The sequence below is a fragment of the Pedobacter sp. D749 genome (genome assembly GCF_019317285.1).
Taxonomy (GTDB): domain Bacteria; phylum Bacteroidota; class Bacteroidia; order Sphingobacteriales; family Sphingobacteriaceae; genus Pedobacter.
The window spans coordinates 678,411-700,216 of the sequence record NZ_CP079218.1 but is presented as its reverse complement, the minus strand read 5'-3'; the positions used below and the strand labels follow the sequence as shown (position 1 = coordinate 700,216).

The following is a 21,806-nucleotide window of genomic DNA, read 5'->3' as shown; positions in this document are numbered from 1 at the left end:
AGGTCGGGAAATCTAACTAGAGAAATCCGTCTAGATAGATCTCTCAATTCCACTGCGTTTCAGTCGAGATGACGATTCTATCTTAAGCCCCTTCATTTTAAACAATTTAAAATTGAATATCAAAGGTGTAGATAACATATTAGCTGATACCCACAACATCAGCACCTACCATAAAATACCCATTTTAGATGGTCTGGAATTGTTAAACGCCAAAAAGCACACCATTGATTTCCCTTTCCACACACACGATACCTTTAATATTGCACTGATTTTAAATCAGACTTTCTACACAAAACTTAACGATAAATTTTTACAGGCACCGATTGGTACACTTTCAATCACCAATCCACACGAAGTGCATGCAACTCCCTGCGATAATAAACTGGGCAATTCTTTCTTCACTTTCTACGTTTCGCCTGATGTACTCAAAACCTTAAACAAGGGCCGCGACGTTTTTTTTGAAGATAAGATCATCTACGATCAGGACATTTTCAGCAATTTTTATTACTTATCCAACCATTTTAACAATCCGGAAGTTAACCTCGAAAAGAAACTGCTTAGCGTTTTAGAGAAACTGGTTGCGCGTTATGCTATTAACTTGCCTTTTGAATATAAAAAAACAGCACTGTTTCAAAGTTTTATCAGCGAAAACCTGATGGAAAAATTTTCTTTAACAGATACTGCAAAACGTTTTGGATTGGATAAATATAAATTCCTGCGCTTATTTAAACACGAAACAGGTTTAACACCCAACAATTACATCCTGCTACAGCGGATAGAAAAATGTAAAAAACTCATCACCAAAGAAACAGATTTGATGGATGTTGCCATCGAAACGGGCTTTTATGATGTGGCACACCTATCAAGGCACTTCAAACGCTTTACCGGTGTAACACCTTCCGAGTATAAAAGGGCTTAAACCAGCAATTGCAATATCGTACAACAGCGTCAGGCATTTAAGCTTTATTTTTGCTATCACAATCAAACACAAATGAAAAAAGATAGCATCGCCATCCTTGTTTTTTTATTTTTTAGTCTTTCCGCAAATGCTCAGGTTGGCAAAAACCTGATTCCGCTTAAAGTAGACAAAGTAACAGCCGATTTAACGTTAAAGCAAGGCGAAGAAACCTCATTCAGTTTCCTGCTAAAGAAAGACTTTTATTATTCGATAACCGTTGAACAAAAAGGGATTGATGTTACAATCCGTTTGAAAGATTATAACGGAAAAACCATACAGGATGTAGATTCGCCAAATGGCAGGTTTGGCAGCGAAAAAATCGTTTTCTCGCCCGATTGCACAGCTAATTTCACCCTCACGGTTAAACCCTTAGCTGATACAACTAATGCAAAGGAAGGTAATTATTCGGTTTTGATTCAAAGTCCGCCCAAAAAGTTAAAACAGTTAAGTTGCAAAGACCTCGAGCAAGATTTTAATATCCTGAAAAATGCTTTTATAGAAACACATGTTGGCCTTTGGTACAATACCTATACCCAATTCGACAGTCTCTGCAATGTACAAAAGAGCAAGATAAGGGATAAAATGACCGCTTTGGATTTTTATCAGCTTGTTGCTCCCGTGGTTAACTATACCAAAGAAGGACATAGCGCGATTCAGCCTGCTGAGGAAACGAATAATTACATCAGGCAAAACGGCAGGTACTTTCCTTTTTTAGTAAAGATTCTAGACAAAAGGGTTTATATCCTGAATGATCTGGATAATTATAAAACCAAAGGAATGCTGATTTCCAAAATTAACGGAAATAGTATTGAAACCATCATGCAGCAATTTCTAACCATAGAACCAGCTGATGGTTACAATACCACAAGCAAATACCGCTGGATAGAAACGGCCTTCTCCAAATATTACCTGCGTTTTTTCGAACAACAGCCCAATGCATTTAATCTTGAACTAATCAACCCTAAAACCAGCGAAAAGATTAGCTTTAGCCAGATACCAGCATCGAGTTTTAAACAGTATGGCAAATTTGTATCAAAAGAAACAAAATCTATCCTCAATTACGGCTATAAAGAGTCTGCCACATTAAAGATCGACACGCTGAACAGCACAGCAACGCTAACGGTGAATACATTTTCGACCAGTAATTACAAAGACGGGAGAAAGGGTTTTAAGGAATTTCTGGCAAATGGTTTCCAAGACATTGCAGCTCATAAAATACAGCACCTTGTTGTCGATATCAGGAAAAACGAAGGCGGTGCACAAGGCATGGAAGATCACCTGATGTCGTACCTGATCGATAAAGAATATCTTAAATACAAATATGCAGAAATTCCATCCTTTACCTATTCCTTTCTCGATTATACCGAATATCGTGATAAAAGTTCGCAGGATGATTTCGAGAAAGAACTGAGGGGCGAATTTTACCGCAGCAATGATGGGCGTTATCTGGACATACCTGGAAAATATAAAAGTGATACTCCACAGGTAAATCATTTTATGGGCGACGTGTACATCCTAATCAGTGGTTTATCTTTTTCTGGTGGTTCGGAATTTGCTGCATTGGCGAAAAACTACACGAAGGCGCATTTTATAGGCGAAGAAACAGGCGGTGGATATTACGGAAATACCAGTGGCTATTTTATCCATTATACTTTACCTAATTCCAAATTAACTGGCCGTATTCCGCTTATTAAATTTGTTGTTGAAGAAAAACAAAACGGCATTCCATTCGGTCATGGTATAATGCCAGATTACGAAGTTCAGCCTAAAATTGAAGAATATTTAAACGGTTACGATACTGAAATGGAGTTTGTTAAAAAACTCATTAAAAACAAATAACCAACTTCTGACACGGTTTTCGGGTAATTAGCCTATTTTAGGCAGATAAATATTTGCTATGAAAGCCATCTCTATCCCCTTAAAACTGATCAATTTACAAGATGACGGCTTCCACCTTTTGGTGGAAATTATTGTTTTTAAAGAAAAACACCTTGCTGTTCTGGATACTGGTGCATCGCGGAGTGTTTTCGATAAATCTTTAATTGAACAACACTTATCAGAAACGCTTCAGGTATCAGACGAGATAAACGCAGCTACCCTTTTCACCACCACAACAACCATCCAGGCCACTATACCCGAGGTAAAAATCGGCACCTTAAAAATCAAAGCCTACGAAACCGTTGCTTTCGACCTGCAATCGGTTAGCGACACTTATCAACAGTTCGGCCACCCTCCTATTATGGGCATTATTGGTGGCGATATTTTAATGCAGTACAAAGCGATTATCGATTACAATAAACTTCAATTGCGGCTTTACAGGTAAAAAATCACCATTTTGTGATGCAAGTCATTTTTGAAGTATCACTTTAACTGATATTTGCAATCAAATGAAAAAGTTAACTGGAATTTTCTGTATTATTTTCTGGGCGGGGCTCCTCGCTGGAATTAGTTTTTTGGAAGCGCCTTTAAAATTTCAGGCTCCGGGGATTACAATTCCACTTGGTTTAGGAATCGGTCAATTGGTTTTCCAGGCCCTTAATAAAGTTGAAATCGTATTGGCTATCATCATTTTAGCCTGCTCCTTGCCCGTACCTTTAAAAAATAGCCGTAGTATTCTACTTTTCCTGGTTACCATACTTTTAATGGCAGACACTTTTTGGCTATTACCATTGCTCGATGAAAGGGCAAAACTGGTTTTGGCAGGTAATGCTCCAATCAAAAGTTATCACCATATTTTATACATCATTATCGACACCATAAAATTCCTGTCATTGATTGTTTTGGGTTTTTTAAGTTTAAAATCACTGTACGATGAAAAAAGACATTGATAATAGAGCAGATATCATCTCCTTAGTGGATACGTTTTATCAAAATGTTGCGCTTAACAAACAGATTGGACCAATATTCACTGACATAGCTAAGGTAGATTGGTCGCACCACCTTCCAAAAATGTACGATTTCTGGGAAAGCATTCTCTTCGGAAAGGCCATTTATAAAGGCAATCCCATGCTTAGCCATTTTGCATTGAACGAACGAACTCCACTACAGCACGAGCAATTTGAGACATGGAAAAATCTCTTTTTCCATAACGTCGACGATTTATTTGAAGGTCCCAATGCAGAGCTGATTAAACAAAAAGCCCAATCTATTGCTGATTTGATGCATTTTAAAATCAATTCCCCGCAGTCGAAAATCAAAATTGTTTAGTTGATTTCACTTTGATTTATCTTGCTTTCTTAATAAATTAGTTAACCAAACTAAATTGTTATGAAATTTCTCAAAATCTTACTCGGTATTATTGCCGTATTGGCAATAATCATTATTGGAGGCAGTTTTTTCCTACCAAAAAATTACTCCGTTAATCGGACGATCACGATTCTAGCACCAGACAGTGTTATTTACAAAAACATTGCCGATTATAATGAATTCTACAAGTGGAACGCCTGGTCGAAAATGGATCCACAAGCTAAGATCACCATTACTGGAACTGCGGCTCAGCCTGGTCACCTTTATCAATGGAATGGAGAAAAAAGCGGCACCGGACAAATGCTGATTAACAAAGTAGATGCAAATAAGATGGTTGATATGGAATTAAAATTTATCAAACCCATGGAGAGTATCGCAGATACCCGTTTCGATATAGAGAAAGCCGGAAACGGAAATAAAGTAACCTGGACAATGAGCGGCGAAAGCAAAGGAATAATCAATAAATGGTTTGGTTTATTTATGGATCAAATGATCGGCAAAGATTTTGAAAACGGTTTAAAATCCCTGAAAGAAAAATCAGAGAAGGGGTTTGATTAAACTTCCATTTTCAGTAGTCAGAAAGACGGACGTCCGAAGTCAGGGGCTAAAGTGTAGAAAATACTGTATAGCTCCCATGCAGGGCGTCATTTCGAGCGGAGTGCAACGCAGTCGAGAACCCGAAGGCTCTGCGAAGCAAAATCTGTCTTTGATAGATCTCCATTCCGCTTCACTTGATCCAATAGCTATCGGATCAAGATGACGAATAAACCATAAAAACTTTGTGTCCTCTGTGCCTACACTCTGTGATCTTTGTGGTTAAAAAAAAAGAGAAATAATATCCATAGCCTCTCTTCGAGAGGCTATTTTTGCTTCAATTTGCAATAATTCAAACAATTGTGTCGGCTTTGCGTTAAAAAACATTAAAAACCCACTAACTACCTATTAAGATTTTGTAATTCCCTATTTTTTAGATTACTTGCTAACAAATGAATTTATTACTAGTAGAAGATGAACCGAGCGTTGTATCTGTAATTTCGAGAGGTTTAACTGATGAGGGATTTACCGTAAGTATTTCTCCTGATGGTTTAATCGGGAAACAGATGGCTTTAGAAAATCAGTTCGACCTGATTATTCTTGACATCATGCTACCCGGAATAAATGGACTGGAACTTTGCAAAATCATTAAAGAACAAAAACCAAATACGCCCATTATTATGCTTACGGCCTTGGGTACGACCGAAAATGTGGTAAACGGACTGGATAATGGTGCAGATGATTATTTAATAAAGCCATTCAAATTTGCTGAACTTTTTGCGCGGGTCAGAATGCTATTGAGGCGATATCATGGCTCGGCTTCACAAGATCAGGTTATTTCTGTAGGAGACCTCCAGATTAATTTAAGCGCAAAAACGGTAAAACGAAACCAACAGGAAATTGTACTTACAGCAACAGAATATCGGCTAATTGAGTACATGGCCAAAAACAAATCTAAAATTTTATCCAGGATAGACATTTTAGAAAACGTTTGGGATATCGATTTTAACCTTGGCACCAATGTGGTTGATGTTTATGTTAATTACCTTCGCAAAAAAATAGATAAAAATGCCGATCAAAAACTTATCCATACTGCCGTAGGCTTAGGTTATATATTAAGGGAAAAATAAATGGAGATAGCAAAAAAAATCACTTTACTCTTTGCCATTTTATCGGCAATTATTATTTCTTTATTAAGTGGTTTTGTTTGGTATTTTTCTAACGACTTCGCCTTCGAAGATTTTTATAAACGCCTGGAAGCCAGGGTTAACATTGCTGCTCAAATTAAACTATATGAAGATGACAACAACAAAGTGTATGCAAAAATGCGCAATAGGTACCTGGAACGTTTGCCATCTGAAAAAGAATATATCATTGATGCAGGCAAACCAACCAATAAACTAGACCGCGAATTACCCGCAAGTTTTTATAATCGGATAAAGTCCGGTTATGTAGCCCGCTACCGCACCGAAAATCACTTCTATGCCGGTAAATTCTTTAAAAATTCGAACGGAGGATATCTCGTTATTGTTTCTGCAAATGATCCTGTAGGCTTCCGGGAGTTAAAAGACCTGCAAAGAATTTTAATTATTGGCTTTTTTCTTTCTGTAATCTTATCATTTGTGGTAGGATGGAAATTTTCCAATTACATGTTAATGCCGCTTCGAAACATCATTAAAAGTGTAAAAAAAATAAAGGCTGAAAATTTACACTTAAGATTAGATGTTAAAAAAGGAAATGATGAAATGTCGCAATTGGCCCAAACCTTCAATAACATGCTCAACCGTTTGGAAACAGCTTTCGAAACGCAGAATAATTTTATCAGTAATGCCTCACACGAGCTGAGAACACCCTTAACCATCATTAGTGGAGAGGTAGAACTCGCCATGAAAACCATAGAAGATAGGGCTAAACAGGAAAAAGCATTAGCAAAAATCAAAAATGAGGCAGAAAGGCTGGAACATATCTTAACCAGTTTATTAGGTTTGGCACAATCTGGTTTCAATGGAAAAAACCAACCCTGGGAAGAAGTGAGAATGGACGAACTGTTATGGGAAATTAAAGATTCAGTAAACCAGGTACATCCCAACAGTAAAATAGAGATCGATTTCAGCAAACTTCCGGACGATGAGGAACTGCTTTCGCTTAGGGTAAATAAAAACCTGATAAAGCTGGCCATCAGCAATATTGTAAATAATGCCTGCAAATATTCTAATGAGAATTTGGTGAGCATTAGTATAGAAAGTAATGCGAATATGCTTTCTATTGCTGTAACCGATCGGGGCATCGGTATTCCACAAACAGATATTCAACACATATTTGAACCTTTCTACAGGGCATCGAACACTTCCGATTTTAAAGGTTATGGTGTTGGCCTACCACTTTCGCTCAATATCATTCGTTTGCACAGGGGCAGTATCGGTATTAAATCACAAGAAGGTGTTGGAACAGAGATTAAGGTTTTATTGCCAATTAAGAGTTAGTTTGTTTTAATGGTTCGTTAGTTCATTGGTCATTTGTAAACTATTTCCTGGTTGATAGCTTAGTTTTTCACTGCCCATTGCTTAATTCGATGTTGCTCATGGTTATTATTCCCCTTTCACCCTATATTCATTGATCATTAAGAAATTAAGAACATTAAGGTTTTTAGTTCTGATAGCCGAGCGGAAGTATTTAAGTACACACTCCCTCACAATTGAACAATTTATCAATAGAGCAATCATCATAAAAATCACGTGCGTCTCTATCGCACAAATGAACTATTGACAAATGAACCAATAAACCGTTAACTCCAAAAAGGAGTACACTCTAATCTCGTTCTAATCTCACTCTTATTTCGCTATAATAACATCCTGCTAAACTTGTATAAATAATATTTCAATTCATTTAAACAAGATATAGCGATGAAAACAGTATTAGTTCCAACCGACTTCAAATTAGAAAGCATTAAAATTATTGATGCGTTAGTTCAACATCAAAAAAATGAAAGTCTGAACATCATTTTTGTCCATGCCTTTAAACTATCAGATTCGATCACTGATATGTTAATGTTGAGTCGCCGCAGCCGCGATTATGAAAATGTGAGCGACGAATTTTATCAGCAAATAAATCAAGCCAAAGCAAAGTATCCTACTCAGATTAATACGATTGGAATCGAATACTTTTACGGAAGTACAGTAGCGGCTTTCAAAAACTTTATCGAAGCTTTTGATGTAGAATGCATTGCCTATTTAAAAGAATACAATTTTACGCCAATCAACAAATATAGCATCGACCCTAAAATATTAACGGAACGGGCAGGCTGTGCAGTAATTCAATTAAATGCATTGACAGTTCATGCGAGCGAAAACTTAATTGACACAAAAATACACGAAACACAGTTGCAAGAAGTAAATTCTTAATTATCACCTTCAAACTTTATATTATGCTATTACGAAATAATATTCCGCTCACCTATATATTCGGAAAGATCAAAAAAGAACTCCTGTTTGTTATTGGTTACTCTATAGGTATTGTGGTATTGTACGAGAATTTTCACGTTACCCGCATTTCCATTCCTGTTGCTGTACCAGCTTTACTAGGAACAATTATTTCGCTTCTATTGGCATTTCGGTCTAACCAGGCATACGATAGATGGTGGGAGGCTAGGATTCTTTGGGGCGCCATAGTTAACGATTCGAGAACCCTCTCCCGCCAGATATTGTCGTTCACTGAGAATCCTTATGGATTAGACGAAATTGAGGAGTTTAAGGCCAGGTTTATTAAACGACAAATTGCCTGGTGTTACGCCTTAAGTCAATCGTTGCGCGGTTTTAATGCACGAAAAGGTTTGGAAGAATACCTTTCCGCAGAAGAAGTTGCCTTCGTTAAGAAACGTAAAAATGTAACCACAACCATATTGGAATTACATGCCATGGATTTAAAAAGGGCATTACAGGAAGGCTGGATCAATAAATACCAGCAGATAGAAATAGACAAAACGATAACAGGTTTATGTAACCACATGGGTGGATCGGAAAGAATTAAAAACACCGTTTTCCCCGTTACGTATAGCAAATATATCAATATGTCGATCCATTTATTCATCGTATTGTTGCCTTTCGGATTGATCGAATATTTTGGTTACATGGAAGTTCCTTTAGTGGTTGCTATTGCAGCGTTCTTTTTATTGGTAGAAAAAATGGCTGTTCATCTTCAGGATCCCTTCGAGAATAAACCTACGGATACTCCGACAACAACAATCTGCAGAACTATTGAACGAGATCTTTGCCAGATGTTAGACGATAATAAAATATATGAGGACAAACCTCAAACAGAATTGGCTCCAGTTGGGTCTTACTACATCTTGTAGTCAACGTAAAGCCTAAAAATACATCTCAGTACTGAGATGGTTAGTTAAGCGCAGTGGTTTCTTTTTGGATAAAGAGCGGCCATTTGCAATCGTGTATAATACAAAAGCCATTCATTTTTTGAATGGCTTTGTTTTTTATATTGCTAAATTAATTTACAACTACAGTGTGTGTTCCATCTGGATTAACAATTATTGATGTGCTTCCATTGTTAATTACAGTAGAATGTGTTCCGTTAGGATTTACAATAACAGATGTATTTCCATTATTGATCACGGTAGAATGTGAACCATTTGGATTAACAATAGTAGATGTGTTACCATTTTTGATGACGGTTGAATGCGTACCATCTGGATTAACAATAGTAGATGTGTTAACATTTTTGATGACGGTTGAATGCGTACCATTTGGATTAACAATAGTAGATGTGTTACCATTTTTGATGACGGTTGAATGCGTACCATCCGGATTAACTATTGTTGCCATATTCCCATTATTCACCACAGTCAAATGGGTTCCATTGGCATTAACAATGGTAGAAATATCTCCGGGTTTACTAAAAACTGAATGTGTAACATACGGATGCATCGCTATTGAGGTCTTACAATCCGTTGAAGATTTTAGCTTAGGGTTAATCTTCAATTTCAACAATTGAGCCGTTGGATGGTTTTTTTGACTTTTACGCTGTGACTGCGCACTAACTATTATCGAGCCCGATAATAGCAGTAAAATAATTCCTGCTTTTTTCATTTTGATTTTATTTGTGTGTAAATAAATTTACAAAATAAAAAGCGACATGTTCATAACATAGCGATAAATTAATAACCTATTTTCGGGTGAAGTTAGCTGCTTCCATCTGACTTATGACAACATAATTCATCCAAGCTAGAAAAATTCAATATGGTGTAAGATGGTAACATCTTACACCATGATAAAGTGATCGTCATTGCGAGGCACGAAGCAATCCTACAACGTTCGCACGTAAAACCCAAAGCATTAAGATTGCTTCGTGCCTCGCAATGACGAATATGGCAAAAAAAACCTCCTCAAGTTAAATCTTGAAGAGGTTTGGTATTTTAAATTCCCCTTTTTGGGATTTAGTGGTTAAGCATCAATCTTCGCATACTTTGCATTACGCTCTATAAATTCTCTACGAGGAGCAACTTCATCGCCCATTAACATAGAGAAAGTATGATCGCACTCTGCAGCACTTTCGATAGTAGCCTGTAATAAAGTACGTGTTGCCGGGTTTAAAGTAGTTTCCCACAATTGTTCTGCGTTCATCTCACCTAAACCTTTATAACGCTGAATATGTACACTATCTTCTTTACCTGCGCCTTTTAAACGTTGTACAGCAGCATCGCGTTGTACATCATTCCAGCAATATTCAAATTCTTTACCTTTTTTAACCTGATAAAGCGGTGGAGAAGCAATATAAACATAACCTGCTTCGATTAATGCCCTCATGTAACGGTAGAAGAAAGTTAAGATCAACGTAGTAATGTGTGAACCGTCGATATCCGCATCCGTCATGATTACAATCTTGTGATAACGCAATTTAGTCATGTTTAATGCTTTATTATCCTCTGGTGTACCAATACTTACCCCAATAGCCGTAAACATATTTTTGATCTCGTCGTTCTCGTAAATTTTGTGCTCCATCGCTTTCTCTACGTTCAGGATTTTACCTTTTAAAGGTAAAATGGCCTGAATGTTTCTATCGCGACCTTGTTTAGCGGTACCACCCGCCGAGTCACCCTCTACCAGGTAAATCTCACATCTTTCGGGATCACTGTCTGAGCAATCGGCCAGTTTACCGGGCAAACCTGAACCACCCATTACACTCTTCCGCTGAACCATTTCGCGGGCTTTACGGGCCGCTGCACGCGCTGTAGCCGCTAAGATTACCTTATTGATAATCATTTTGGCTTCTTTCGGGTTTTCCTCAAGGTAATTACCTAAAGCCTCTCCTACTGCAATATCAACAGACCCCATTACCTCACTGTTACCCAGTTTGGTTTTGGTTTGTCCTTCAAATTGTGGTTCCTGTACTTTTACCGAAACTACTGCGGTTAATCCTTCCCTGAAGTCATCACCGGTAATTTCCATTTTTACATTCTTTAATAAACCTTCCTTATCGGCATAGTTTTTTAAAGTACGGGTTAAGCCCCTACGGAAACCGGCAATGTGTGTACCACCCTCATGCGTATTGATGTTGTTTACATAAGAGTGAACATTTTCTGAGTAACTATCATTATACTGGAAAGCCAGCTCAACAGGAACACCATTTTTAATTCCTTCTATATAAATCGGCTCGGCCAAAATCGAAGTACGGGTATCATCTAAAAAGGCTACAAACTCTTTTAAACCACCTTCTGAAAGGAAAGTTTCCGAAAAATAAGAACCGTCATCCAGTTTCTCACGTTCATCGGTTAACGTTAATTTAATTCCTTTATTCAAGAAAGATAACTCGCGTAAACGACTGGCTAAAGTATCGTATTTGTATTCAGTAGTTTGGGTAAAAATGGTTTCATCCGGAGTGAATGTTACAATTGTACCACGCTTATCGGTAGTTCCAACTTCTTTAACATCATACTGTGGAACACCAATTTTATACTCCTGCATCCAGATCTTACCTTCACGGTGCACTTCTGCTTTTAAATCGGTAGATAAGGCATTAACGCAACTTACCCCCACACCGTGCAAACCACCTGAAACCTTGTAAGTATCTTTATCAAATTTACCACCGGCGTGTAAAACCGTCATTACGATTTCAAGCGCCGATTTGTTTTCTTTTGTATTGATTCCGGTTGGAATACCACGACCATTATCTTCAACCCTGATAGAGTTACCTTCCAAAATGCGAACGTCGATGGTATCTGCATGACCGGCCAAAGCCTCATCAATAGAGTTATCCACAACCTCGTAAACCAAATGGTGTAAACCTTTAACACCAGTATCACCTATATACATTGAAGGGCGCTTACGCACCGCTTCTAAACCTTCTAAAACCTGTATATTATCTGCCGAATAATTTGACTTTAAATCCTGTTCTTCGCTCATATTTTAATTAAAAACAATAAGTATCAAAAATACGGAAATTTTGGCATTTAAACTAATATGTGGATAAGTTTTGAGCTGTTAAGAGATTACTGTTAAAGCGATTGAAACAGGTTTAAATCAGGTTTGGAAAGCAAAACCCGCATTCCAATCCATGTCTCCTCCCGCTTTCCATTACAAGTCCCGCTGAAGAAGCGGAAGCTTTTCATTTCAATCGGGTTTAGGTGGGAAAAACAATGCTGAATATGAATGGATTATTCACCAAACGTTCCTACGGAACGAAAAAATATTACATTTTTTTTTCTACCGGGCATGCATCCCTACGGGACGCTTTTTTCACAATAGCAACAATTGCCCAACGCGTCACTGCATAGTGTCATTATGACGAGGGTTTTAACCACAGATGTACACAGATAAACACGGATTTTTATATCTGTGCGCATCCTTTTTATCTGTGGTTAAATGATGTTACCTGCGCCAGGGCCTAACTTAACGACATGCCATGGTGTTTTTAACCAATACTTTTCTGCCGTCCCGTTAGGGACGATTCATCGGTAGCCAATTGTTTAATTGGTGTTTTCGTTCCGTAGGAACGTTTGGTATTTTTAAATTTGCTCTTGCCGCTCTGCAGCCCCGGATAGTAACACCTGCCTTGCCACCTAAACCCGATGTAAGCGGGCATGAAATAAAGCGGACAGCGGGGCAAACAGCCGTTTGAAACACAGTTTTTGCTTTTCAAATCACCTCTATCAGATTGAGCGGCAAGCGTTGAGTAAATTAAACGCTTTACGCAATGCGCTAAACGCAAAACTACCCTCGTACCGCAATAGGCGTTTCTTTAAATTGCATATCAAAACTAATTTATATAAGTTTGCTAAAATTTATTAAACAAGAATGGAAAGAAGAACCTTTAAAACCTTTGGTTTACTTGCAACAGCAACTTTGATAACTGCTTTCTCTGCATGCCAGAACAAAGACACTAAAACTACTGAAACTAAAAAAACAGAGGGTACTACTGCAGCGGTTTCTCCAACTGAGAAAATTGTGTATGTAAACTCCGACTCGTTACTTACAAAATATGAATACTTCAAAGATCTTAAAGTGAAATTTGAAGGCAAGAGCAAAAATGCTCAGGCAGATATGCAGGCTAAAGGTCAGGCTTTCCAAAGAGAGGTGGCACAATACCAACAATCGGCACAAACTTTATCTGCCGATCAACGTAAAAGCACTGAAGAGCGTTTAGCACGTAAGCAACAGGAATTGCAAACTTACCAACAAAATGCCGGCGGTGCTTTACAGAATGAGCAGGCTGCTGAAAACGAAAAATTGTATGATAAAGTTGCAGAATATTTAAAAGGTTACGCTAAAGGAAAAGGTTATAAAATGGTTTTAACTTACTCAAAAGGTAACAGTTCTATTTTATTTGCCGACGAAAGTTTAGATGTTACTTCGGAAGTAATTAAAGGCTTAAATGCTGAATACAGCAAAAAATAAGCTAAAAGATATTTAAAACAGAATGCCCCGAATAATCGGGGCATTTTTTTTGTGCTGTTATTTTAAATTTTAACGACAAAGGGATTAATCAGGATATAAAATGGAGACTCAACATCAGGAATATATGCAGATGGCAATAGACCTATCTGTACAGAATGTAAGTGAAAGTATTGGCGGGCCTTTTGGTGCTGTGGTGGTGAAAGATGGCAAATTGATTGCTAAATCGGCCAATAAGGTAACTTCAAGCAACGATCCTACAGCACACGCCGAAGTCTCAGCCATTAGGTTGGCTTGTACCGAATTGAATACTTTCGATTTAAGCGGCTGTGTAATTTATACCAGTTGCGAGCCCTGCCCTATGTGTTTGGGTGCTATTTATTGGGCTAAGATTGATACCATTTATTATGCAAATACCAAGGCAGATGCCGAAAACATTGGTTTTAGTGATAAGTTTATTTATGAAGAATTAGATAAACCGATGGAAAAAAGGAGCCTGCCGGTAATCCAACTGATGCGGGATGAAGCTTTGGCAGCTTTCAAATTATGGGAAACTTCTGCAATGCGGATTGATTATTAAGAAGTTATTATTGATAGATCCAAAAAGAAAAATTGTCATCTAGATCCGATGGCAATCGGATGAAGTGCAAGCCCAAAATTAAATTAAGAGGGAGATCTATTTAGCTTCGCTGAGCACTTTATTTGCTACTTGCATTTCCACCCAGCTAGTCCATAGCACGGTATCTCCGTTCCACTCAGTTCCGGCCTAACAAATTTTTCGGATTCCACTGCCTCAGCCAACCTACCGGCTTCCAAAGAAAAATTTTCAGCCGGCATTTTTTGTTTTTTCATGTGTCTTTATGTTTTCAATGGCATTCAAGCTAGCTTCGCTGGTCTTTTTGATACCAAAAAGAAAGAGCCCTTCGGCGGCGGCGAGCCGAGGCAAGATTGTGCAGTCGGACAAAAAATCAATTATAGAAACTTCTTCAATGCGGGTAGATTATTAAACAACAAAAGGTGCCGATAATTCAGCACCTTTTGTTGTTTAATTGAGGCATTATTTACTCGATTCTTTAGAAGCCAGTAATCCGACCATGGCATCTATTTCTTTCACCACACCATCATCAGAGCCAGAGAAACCAACGGCTTTAAACCTGATGTTACCATCACCATCTATTACAAATTTGGTAGGGATTCCATCAACTTTATAAGCACTTACCACATCAAATTTTGAGGGGTCTTTTGCATTTTTGGTATCGTAAAGCACGTTAAAATTATATTTCTTTTCGGCAATAAAATCGGTAACAAGTTTTTCTCTATTTTCTTCATTTTGCCAGGTGTTTACAAACAAGAATACCACATTGGGGTTACCTGAATATTTAGCCATGGCTTTTTGCATCCCCGGAAAAGAAGCAACACAAGGGCCGCACCAGGTTGCCCAATAATCTAAAATCACAATCTTCCCCTTTAAACTTGCTAAGCTTACCTTTTCCCCTTTAAGATTGGTTAAAGAAAACCCAGGCGCAGGGATATTGATCATTTTTTTGACCCACTCCGCTCTTTCTTTTTCAAGTGCTGCTTTTTCTAAGTTGGCAATATAGGTTTCGTAAGTTCCTTCTTTCTTTAATGAAGTGTAAAGCGTTTTGAAGATTGTTTTCAAAGAGTCAGTGGCTTTCCCTTCTTTTATGATCTTTTCGGCTTCAGCATAGGCTTTATCCTTATTACCCGTTAAATTTAAATACATGATGTACCGTTCGTTTCCACTAGCATCATTATAAGCCTTAGCTTTTTCCTGATAAGCCAATGCTTCTTTGTTATTACCCTGATGATGCAGCAATAGTGCATAGGTATCGGCATACATGGCGTAAGCCCGATCAAGCGATTTTATGTACTCATCTTTTGAAGAAAAATAAACTGGTACTTCACCATTTTTAGCCTCTTCTATCAAATCGAGCGATTTTTTAGAGAGTTCTGTTGCTAGCTCCAGGTTTTCTTTTTTCTCAGCCAATGGCCAGGCAAAAGAATTATACAAATTTGCCTTGCTTTGTTTATTAGTTACTTTACCAGCATAAAGTTCAAATTTATCGGCATTTTTTGCCTGTATGCTTGCGTTTGCCAAAATGCCATAAATTGAATTTAACTTATCGGCATCTGCTTTTTTGCTGGCATCGAATTTAAATTTGGCAATCATGTCTGCTGCTTTTTTCTCCTGTGTTCCAAAATCTTTTGTACCATATAGCGCATTCATATCATCTCCCCAGGCATAATTTCCTGTCGGATATTTTTTCAACAGAATTATTTTTACCGAGTCTGCCTGAGCTTTTTTCTTTAACAATGAATACAGCCCAATAACAGTGCTTAAATCTTCTTCTTTAGGTTCTTTTAATTTAGATAAGGCCGAAATATTCTCGTTGATGAGCTTTGTTCCCTTATCTTTATCTGCTTTGTACTCCAACGAAAGATATTGTTGCAGGTTTTTCTTTTTCAGCTCTGGCTTTAAGGCGAATGCCTGTTTATACAAACTAACTGCTTTTTCAGGATCAATGGTAAGCCCGAGATAATAATTTCCGGCCAATCCGTATAAAAAGGCTTCGTTAAGATAGGCTTCAGCAGGCACTTTTCCACCTTTGGTAAATTCAAGTACATAACCCGCAGGCGCTTCATCTTTCTGATCGCCAACCGAAAAAGCAAGTCCAACCACGGTAACGCTATCCGGCGCAGTAATTTCCCCTTTATAAATCGCCCCTTCTTTTACCAGCTCAATCTTGGTGTCTTTTGGGTTGGTTTTCGAAAAAAAAGTATAACTCTTACATTTTACATCGGCCAGGTTTTCCAGGTTGGTTCCTTTTGGATCGTAGGTAAATTTAACGGTACTTCCTGCCGCAGGTTGATCAGCTGAAAATTTTACCCCTTGAGCATTAGCCACTCCCGCAGCCAACACCAGTGAACAGAACAATTTTAAGGTTTTCATAATGAAAGGATTAAGTTTATATTCAGGTAACTAAATATATAGTTTATTCTTTATTCTTCAAAGTTATTTTATGTTAAATTTTAAGGAATAATTATTGTAGCATTGAAACATGACCTACGAACAAAAAATAAGTGGTGAACTAAATTTCTGGAAGTTTAAAACCTTGCAGAAACCTTCGCTTTTGAGTAAGGTGACGGATAAAGTGCAGAAAAAAATAAACAGCTATATTCCCGACAAGGTTCACAATGCCATTACCACTGCGATTAAACAAATGGTTAAGGCGGTTCTTTTAGGATCTACCTTTACAACCTCGAAACCCATTACCGATTTAACCTTAATGCACCGGGAAGCGTTGGTAAAACAAAAAATTGACACCTACAAAAAAACCGGAGCGGCAGAAGGTGGGATTACGGGTGCTGGTGGTTTTTTAATGAGCCTGGCAGATTTCCCTTTATTGCTGGGCATTAAAATGAAGATGCTTTTTGATATTGCCGCGGTTTACGGATACGATGTTAAAGATTACCGCGAGCGTTTATATATATTACACATTTTTCAACTGGCCTTTTCGAGCAAAGAAGAAAGCCAGAATATATTTTATAAAATGCAGAACTGGGATGATAAAGCCCATCAGTTACCGACTAACATTGATGAATTTGATTGGCTTACCTTTCAACAGCAATACCGCGATTATATCGACTTGGCCAAACTTGCCCAGATGTTGCCTTTTGTTGGCGCAGCGGTAGGAGCAGTTGCCAATTATAAACTGATCGAAAAACTGGGCAAAACTGCTATAATGAGTTATAGAATGAGGTATTTTAGTCTTCAGTCCGTAGTCTTGAGTCATGAGCCAATCAGTGATTTCAGACTGGAGAAAGGGAATTGATGGTTTTAATCTGAAGTCTATAGTTATCAAACAGACTACAGACTTTGGACTCAAGACTGAGGACTAACTATTCTTCCTCAAACATTCCTCCAATCAGGTCATCTGTTTCGCGACGATCTTTCTTAGTCGGACGTCCTGTACCCCTATCGCGTTTTAAGCTTGGCGCATGGAACATCGATTTAAAGGCATGTGTTTCTTCTACTGGAGTTAAATCTTTGTATTTCGTTAAGGCCGTTGGCGAATCAGTTCTGTTGTACGAAAGTTCTACCACTTCAATGATTTTCTTCTCGACCCCTTTCGATACCTGATAAACATCACCAACTTTTACAATGGCCGATGGTTTAATATTCTGACCTTTCAATTTCACCCTTCCGGCTTTACAGGCATCAGTAGCAAGGCTCCGGGTTTTAAACAACCTGATGGCCCATAAATATTTATCTATCCTAAGTTTTTCTGTCTCTGTCATAAAGCCTCAAAAGTAAAGAATTGTTAAATTGTTTTATTGCTTTATTGTTAAATCATTCTCATTTTCAAAGCCGTTAAGACCAGCAATCGAACAATTCGATAATCTTTGCACTAAGCTATCTACAAACAATTTAAACAATTAGCCCTTTAATAAACAAAAATTGATTTATTTTGCGTAAAATTTAAAAACATCATGTATTCAGATTTAAAGAAATTAATTGAAGCCGCTTGGGAAGACAGAACCCTTTTACAATATAGCAACTATTGCGAAGCCATCGAAACCGTAATTCAGGGTTTAGATAAAGGTGAAATTCGTGTTGCTGAACCAGTTTTAAACTCTTGGGGCATTAATGAATGGGTAAAAAAGGCGGTAATTTTATATTTCCCGATCCGTGAGATGAAGGAAATTAAAAGCGGTCCGTTTGTTTACCATGATAAAATGGAATTAAAAACTGATTATAAAGCAACTGGTGTACGTGTGGTGCCTATGGCAAGTGCACGTTATGGTTCATTTTTAGCAAAAGGTGTAATCATGATGCCATCGTACGTAAACATCGGTGCTTATGTTGATGAAGGTACCATGGTTGATACCTGGGCTACTGTTGGCTCTTGCGCACAAATTGGTAAACGCGTTCACTTAAGTGGTGGTGTGGGGATTGGTGGTGTTTTAGAGCCTGTACAAGCTGCTCCGGTTATTATCGAAGATGATGCCTTTTTAGGTTCGAGAGCGATTGTTGTAGAAGGTGTTAAAGTAGAAAGAGAAGCAGTTCTTGGTGCCAATGTGGTATTAACAGCGTCAACCAAAATTATTGATGTTACCGGCCCAACTCCGGTAGAATACAAAGGTGTTGTTCCTGCACGTTCAGTAGTAATTCCTGGTAGTTACACTAAAAAATTCCCTGCGGGCGAATTTCAGGTGCCTTGTGCATTAATTATCGGAAAACGTAAAGAAAGTACAGATAAAAAAACTTCGCTTAACGACGCGTTGAGAGAAAATAATGTAGCAGTATAAATGGTTTAAGGTATAGGGCTTAAGGTGTAAGGTAACACCCAAAGCCTTAAACCTTTTACCTTGAACCTTACACCTCTAATGAAGATTGGATACGATGGCAAGCGCGCCGCCAATAATTTAACCGGATTGGGCAATTACAGCCGGTCTTTAATTGAGCATTTGGCAAGTCAGTATCCCGAACACGAGTATCTTGTTTATGCTCCAAAATTAAAAGCGGCCAGACAGATTGATGCATTTTTTGAAAAAGATAACATCGAACTTAAACTCCCTAAAAACGGCCCTTTTTTATGGAGAACTTTAAATATCCTAAAAGATTTAAATCAGGACGGCTGCCAGATTTTTCACGGACTGAGTCATGAAATCCCATTAGCCATACAGCATACAAGGATTAAATCGATAGTTACTATACATGATCTGATTTTTCTGCGTTTCCCCCAATACTATAAATTCATCGACCGGAAATTATACAAATGGAAAAGCAAATCGGCCTGTAAACGTGCTAATAAAATTATCGCCATCAGCGAAAAAACAAAAGAAGACATCATAGATTTATACGGGATCAGTCCTGAAAAAATTGAGGTGATTTACCAAAGCTGCGATGATAGTTTCAAAACAGCTTTTGCTGCACCAACCTTAAGCCGCATTAAGGCAACCTATAAACTCCCTGAAAAATACATACTGAACGTTGGCACCATCGAAGAACGCAAGAACCTTAAATTGGCTGTACAGGCTTTAAAAGAGGTTAGTGAGGAATATAAACTTGTGGTAATAGGCAAACAAACGGCTTATTTTAAAACTGTAGAGAAAGAAATCGAAAAGCTTGGTCTTAAAAACAGGATCATCTTCTTAAAAAACATTCCTTTTGCCGATCTGCCTGGCATTTACCAGATGGCCAGTATTTTTGTTTATCCTTCCTTTTATGAGGGCTTTGGCATTCCCATTATAGAGGCCTTATATTCAGGTGTTCCGGTGGTTGCGGCTACAGGCTCATGCTTAGAAGAAGCCGGCGGACCAGATAGCTTATACGTTTCGCCAAATGACGCTAAAGAACTTGCAAAAGCCATTAATCAAATTCTGGAAAGTCCTCAGCAGCAAAAAGAGATGAAAGAAAAAGGATTGGAATTTGTTCAAAAATTCGACAGCAATTTGGTGACGCAGCAGTTAATGGATTGCTACTTATCTCTTTAATAATCCTCAAATTCCGTTCATATAGCTTAGCGCATAATGAATGTGTAACTTATTCAGGTCGATTTTCAAAAATTTAGTTTTAATATTTGAAAAGCAAGGTTAGTGCTGCTGTTAAATGTTAGTCCTGCCAATGCTGCAAGTCCTCATCCGATGAAGGATCGGATTCCGGGCTTTCCGCGAATGTCAGGTTTAGATTGGGGGAGACTGTAGTAACAATTAAGAAATAAAAGCTATAAAACCACAAAAAAAGGCCGGAATTTATTTAAAATTCAACGGCCCTCTTGTGTTCTTAATTTAATATTACAACTTATTTAGCAGCGGTAACATTTGGTGGATATTGTGCTAATATTTCTTTTACACCAGTATACAAACGTTGTTCTCTTTTATTAAAGTTATCGAGGTTAAAACCTGATCCCTGTCCATGCCAGAACAAAATCTTTTTAGCCGGATCCAGAAAATCGATGACAATGGTACCGTCAATATATTGATTTACGTAGGTTCCGCCGCCCCAAAAAGGATTTCCCCAGCCGCCACGCCAGCCCCATCCCCAGCCACCATAGTAACCTGGGCCATACACATCAGTTTTTTCCCGGGCAACTACAACCAGGTTAACCAACAAATCCGGGCGATCTGATTTTGTAAATCCTTTTGCATTCATTTCAGATTCAACCGCAGCCATTAATCTGCGCTTGTCCAAATTGTTAAGCTTAATCCTAGCAATCCCCTTATCGTAAAAATTGTAAGTTTTGTATCCGCTTAAATCAACATTTTTATCATAATCTGATGCGGTTCGGAGTGATGTACATCCTGCTAATGCCAATACTACTGTAAAAAGCATTAATAATTTTTGTGCTGTTCTCATTTTGTGCGCTCTTGTATAAATAACCTGACATAAATATAACGATATTATAAACCAAATGGCAACTCATTTAACATTTTTTACAATCAGATTGTTATCTGTAAAACGATTTCTATTCGATTATGTTTTGACGTTATATCACTCAGACTAAATATTTTACAATTGGATTAATCGTAGGAATCAATAAATTGGTGGGTATTCCGATAAGATCTGTTTTACGGCCAGTTTTATTCTTTCTTCTCTATTTTCATAATCATCAAAATTAAAGCCCGATCCTACCCCGTGCCACATAATTGCTTTGGTTTCGGGATTCAAAAAATCAATGATAATGGTGCCGGATTGGTATTCTTTGCTGCTGTTGAGCGGTCCGAATTGCGAATCTCTCCATTGGTACGAAGATGAAACAGCATCCCATTGATAACCGCCTCCGCTATAACCCCAATCGGCCCTCGCATTAATGCTGCTCAAAACCACTACATTAACTAAAAAATCTGGTCGGCCAGCTTTAGTAAAGCCCTTTTTTGCCATGGCAGTTTCAAGGGCATCTAACATCCTGGGCTTGTCGAGGTTGTTTAATTCTAAATGCTCAATTCCTTTTTCATAGTAAGCAAAGGATTTTAACTTAGAAAAATCGATCTTTTTGTCGTAATCTGATGCCGTAAGCACAGTAATACAACTGGTAAATGCCATTACAATAGTAAACAGCATACCCCATTTAAGTGTGTGTTTCATTTTATGTTTTATTTAATAACCTGTTACTAAAATACAGGTTTATCGCATTAAAACACAT

21 protein-coding genes are annotated in these 21,806 nt (G+C 37.9%); 15 read left to right on the top strand and 6 right to left on the bottom strand.

Going from position 1 to position 21,806, the window contains the following annotated elements; all coding sequences use genetic code 11:
• Window positions 1–112: 112 nt before the first annotated feature.
• The 10 genes from KYH19_RS02870 to KYH19_RS02825 all read left to right on the top strand — a co-directional run bounded on the left by KYH19_RS02870 (window position 113) and on the right by KYH19_RS02825 (window position 9,089).
• Window positions 113–919, top strand: coding sequence for an AraC family transcriptional regulator (locus tag KYH19_RS02870; protein ID WP_219077480.1), 807 nt, complete (start codon window positions 113–115; stop codon window positions 917–919).
• Window positions 920–991: 72 nt separating this feature from the next.
• Window positions 992–2,797, top strand: coding sequence for a S41 family peptidase (locus KYH19_RS02865; RefSeq protein WP_219077479.1), 1,806 nt, complete (start codon window positions 992–994; stop codon window positions 2,795–2,797).
• Window positions 2,798–2,855: 58 nt separating this feature from the next.
• Window positions 2,856–3,281, top strand: coding sequence for an aspartyl protease family protein (locus tag KYH19_RS02860; protein WP_219077478.1), 426 nt, complete (start codon window positions 2,856–2,858; stop codon window positions 3,279–3,281).
• A 64-nt stretch (window positions 3,282–3,345) separates the two neighbouring features.
• Complete coding sequence (locus KYH19_RS02855; protein ID WP_219077477.1) at window positions 3,346–3,786, top strand: hypothetical protein; 441 nt, start codon at window positions 3,346–3,348, stop codon at window positions 3,784–3,786.
• The gene (locus tag KYH19_RS02850) at window positions 3,770–4,165 is read left to right on the top strand and encodes a group III truncated hemoglobin (protein ID WP_219077476.1); all 396 of its coding nucleotides are present in this window, start codon (window positions 3,770–3,772) and stop codon (window positions 4,163–4,165) included. The genes KYH19_RS02855 and KYH19_RS02850 overlap by 17 nt, the downstream gene beginning before the upstream one ends.
• 60 nt (window positions 4,166–4,225) lie before the next feature.
• Window positions 4,226–4,762: an SRPBCC family protein gene (locus KYH19_RS02845; RefSeq protein ID WP_219077475.1), complete on the top strand. Its 537-nt coding sequence runs from the start codon at window positions 4,226–4,228 to the stop codon at window positions 4,760–4,762.
• Between the two features lie 428 nt (window positions 4,763–5,190).
• On the top strand, window positions 5,191–5,868 hold the full coding sequence (locus tag KYH19_RS02840) for a response regulator transcription factor (RefSeq protein ID WP_219077474.1): 678 nt from the start codon (window positions 5,191–5,193) through the stop codon (window positions 5,866–5,868).
• Window positions 5,869–7,221: a cell wall metabolism sensor histidine kinase WalK gene (locus KYH19_RS02835; RefSeq protein ID WP_219077473.1), complete on the top strand. Its 1,353-nt coding sequence runs from the start codon at window positions 5,869–5,871 to the stop codon at window positions 7,219–7,221.
• Between the two features lie 420 nt (window positions 7,222–7,641).
• On the top strand, window positions 7,642–8,139 hold the full coding sequence (locus KYH19_RS02830) for a hypothetical protein (RefSeq protein ID WP_121282557.1): 498 nt from the start codon (window positions 7,642–7,644) through the stop codon (window positions 8,137–8,139).
• Between the two features lie 23 nt (window positions 8,140–8,162).
• Window positions 8,163–9,089, top strand: a complete 927-nt coding sequence (locus tag KYH19_RS02825; RefSeq protein ID WP_219077472.1) for a bestrophin family protein — start codon at window positions 8,163–8,165, stop codon at window positions 9,087–9,089.
• A gap of 148 nt (window positions 9,090–9,237) precedes the next feature.
• Here KYH19_RS02825 and KYH19_RS02820 read toward each other — a convergent pair whose 3' ends face one another.
• Complete coding sequence (locus tag KYH19_RS02820; protein ID WP_132394948.1) at window positions 9,238–9,837, bottom strand: hypothetical protein; 600 nt, start codon at window positions 9,835–9,837, stop codon at window positions 9,238–9,240.
• Window positions 9,838–10,191: 354 nt separating this feature from the next.
• Entirely contained in the window at window positions 10,192–12,150 is a 1,959-nt protein-coding gene (gyrB, locus tag KYH19_RS02815; RefSeq protein WP_121282553.1) for a DNA topoisomerase (ATP-hydrolyzing) subunit B, read from the bottom strand.
• 891 nt (window positions 12,151–13,041) lie between these two features.
• On the opposite strand from gyrB, the gene KYH19_RS02810 reads away from it, so the two are divergent.
• On the top strand, window positions 13,042–13,641 hold the full coding sequence (locus tag KYH19_RS02810; protein WP_132394949.1) for an OmpH family outer membrane protein: 600 nt from the start codon (window positions 13,042–13,044) through the stop codon (window positions 13,639–13,641).
• A 100-nt stretch (window positions 13,642–13,741) separates the two neighbouring features.
• Window positions 13,742–14,218, top strand: coding sequence for a nucleoside deaminase (locus KYH19_RS02805; RefSeq protein ID WP_132394950.1), 477 nt, complete (start codon window positions 13,742–13,744; stop codon window positions 14,216–14,218).
• 477 nt (window positions 14,219–14,695) lie between these two features.
• Here KYH19_RS02805 and KYH19_RS02800 read toward each other — a convergent pair whose 3' ends face one another.
• Window positions 14,696–16,609 carry a TlpA disulfide reductase family protein gene (locus tag KYH19_RS02800; RefSeq protein ID WP_219077471.1) on the bottom strand — a complete coding sequence of 638 codons (1,914 nt, stop codon included), beginning with the start codon at window positions 16,607–16,609 and terminating at the stop codon, window positions 14,696–14,698.
• Between the two features lie 109 nt (window positions 16,610–16,718).
• Here KYH19_RS02800 and KYH19_RS02795 point away from each other — a divergent pair, with 109 nt between their 5' ends.
• Entirely contained in the window at window positions 16,719–17,492 is a 774-nt protein-coding gene (locus KYH19_RS02795) for an EcsC family protein (RefSeq protein ID WP_132394952.1), read from the top strand.
• 67 nt (window positions 17,493–17,559) lie between these two features.
• On the opposite strand, the gene KYH19_RS02790 is transcribed toward KYH19_RS02795, so the two are convergent.
• Window positions 17,560–17,958, bottom strand: a complete 399-nt coding sequence (locus tag KYH19_RS02790; RefSeq protein WP_132394953.1) for an RNA-binding S4 domain-containing protein — start codon at window positions 17,956–17,958, stop codon at window positions 17,560–17,562.
• A 192-nt stretch (window positions 17,959–18,150) separates the two neighbouring features.
• Between KYH19_RS02790 and KYH19_RS02785 the strand changes: the two genes are divergently transcribed.
• Complete coding sequence (locus tag KYH19_RS02785; RefSeq protein ID WP_207908365.1) at window positions 18,151–18,969, top strand: 2,3,4,5-tetrahydropyridine-2,6-dicarboxylate N-succinyltransferase; 819 nt, start codon at window positions 18,151–18,153, stop codon at window positions 18,967–18,969.
• 78 nt (window positions 18,970–19,047) lie between these two features.
• A complete protein-coding gene (locus KYH19_RS02780; RefSeq protein WP_219077470.1) occupies window positions 19,048–20,157 on the top strand; it encodes a glycosyltransferase family 1 protein in 1,110 nt (369 codons plus the stop codon).
• A gap of 307 nt (window positions 20,158–20,464) precedes the next feature.
• Here the strand turns inward: KYH19_RS02780 and KYH19_RS02775 are convergent, their stop codons facing one another.
• Entirely contained in the window at window positions 20,465–21,019 is a 555-nt protein-coding gene (locus tag KYH19_RS02775) for a DUF4136 domain-containing protein (protein WP_132394955.1), read from the bottom strand.
• 177 nt (window positions 21,020–21,196) lie between these two features.
• Window positions 21,197–21,748: a DUF4136 domain-containing protein gene (locus tag KYH19_RS02770; RefSeq protein WP_165902536.1), complete on the bottom strand. Its 552-nt coding sequence runs from the start codon at window positions 21,746–21,748 to the stop codon at window positions 21,197–21,199.
• Window positions 21,749–21,806 lie beyond the last annotated feature (58 nt).

Excerpts from the sequence above, each read along its gene's own strand:
- KYH19_RS02835 (WP_219077473.1), top strand. The coding sequence starts at position 5,869 with ATGGAGATAGCAAAAAAAATCACTTTACTCTTTGCCATTTTATCGGCA.
- KYH19_RS02770 (WP_165902536.1), bottom strand. The coding sequence starts at position 21,748 with ATGAAACACACACTTAAATGGGGTATGCTGTTTACTATTGTAATGGCA.
- KYH19_RS02825 (WP_219077472.1), top strand. The coding sequence starts at position 8,163 with ATGCTATTACGAAATAATATTCCGCTCACCTATATATTCGGAAAGATC.
- KYH19_RS02830 (WP_121282557.1), top strand. The coding sequence starts at position 7,642 with ATGAAAACAGTATTAGTTCCAACCGACTTCAAATTAGAAAGCATTAAA.
- KYH19_RS02780 (WP_219077470.1), top strand. The coding sequence starts at position 19,048 with ATGAAGATTGGATACGATGGCAAGCGCGCCGCCAATAATTTAACCGGA.
- KYH19_RS02810 (WP_132394949.1), top strand. The coding sequence starts at position 13,042 with ATGGAAAGAAGAACCTTTAAAACCTTTGGTTTACTTGCAACAGCAACT.
- KYH19_RS02860 (WP_219077478.1), top strand. The coding sequence starts at position 2,856 with ATGAAAGCCATCTCTATCCCCTTAAAACTGATCAATTTACAAGATGAC.
- KYH19_RS02845 (WP_219077475.1), top strand. The coding sequence starts at position 4,226 with ATGAAATTTCTCAAAATCTTACTCGGTATTATTGCCGTATTGGCAATA.
- KYH19_RS02805 (WP_132394950.1), top strand. The coding sequence starts at position 13,742 with ATGGAGACTCAACATCAGGAATATATGCAGATGGCAATAGACCTATCT.
- KYH19_RS02785 (WP_207908365.1), top strand. The coding sequence starts at position 18,151 with ATGTATTCAGATTTAAAGAAATTAATTGAAGCCGCTTGGGAAGACAGA.
- KYH19_RS02855 (WP_219077477.1), top strand. The coding sequence starts at position 3,346 with ATGAAAAAGTTAACTGGAATTTTCTGTATTATTTTCTGGGCGGGGCTC.
- KYH19_RS02790 (WP_132394953.1), bottom strand. The coding sequence starts at position 17,958 with ATGACAGAGACAGAAAAACTTAGGATAGATAAATATTTATGGGCCATC.
- KYH19_RS02850 (WP_219077476.1), top strand. The coding sequence starts at position 3,770 with ATGAAAAAAGACATTGATAATAGAGCAGATATCATCTCCTTAGTGGAT.
- KYH19_RS02800 (WP_219077471.1), bottom strand. The coding sequence starts at position 16,609 with ATGAAAACCTTAAAATTGTTCTGTTCACTGGTGTTGGCTGCGGGAGTG.
- KYH19_RS02795 (WP_132394952.1), top strand. The coding sequence starts at position 16,719 with ATGACCTACGAACAAAAAATAAGTGGTGAACTAAATTTCTGGAAGTTT.
- KYH19_RS02840 (WP_219077474.1), top strand. The coding sequence starts at position 5,191 with ATGAATTTATTACTAGTAGAAGATGAACCGAGCGTTGTATCTGTAATT.
- KYH19_RS02775 (WP_132394955.1), bottom strand. The coding sequence starts at position 21,019 with ATGAGAACAGCACAAAAATTATTAATGCTTTTTACAGTAGTATTGGCA.
- gyrB (WP_121282553.1), bottom strand. The coding sequence starts at position 12,150 with ATGAGCGAAGAACAGGATTTAAAGTCAAATTATTCGGCAGATAATATA.
- KYH19_RS02865 (WP_219077479.1), top strand. The coding sequence starts at position 992 with ATGAAAAAAGATAGCATCGCCATCCTTGTTTTTTTATTTTTTAGTCTT.
- KYH19_RS02820 (WP_132394948.1), bottom strand. The coding sequence starts at position 9,837 with ATGAAAAAAGCAGGAATTATTTTACTGCTATTATCGGGCTCGATAATA.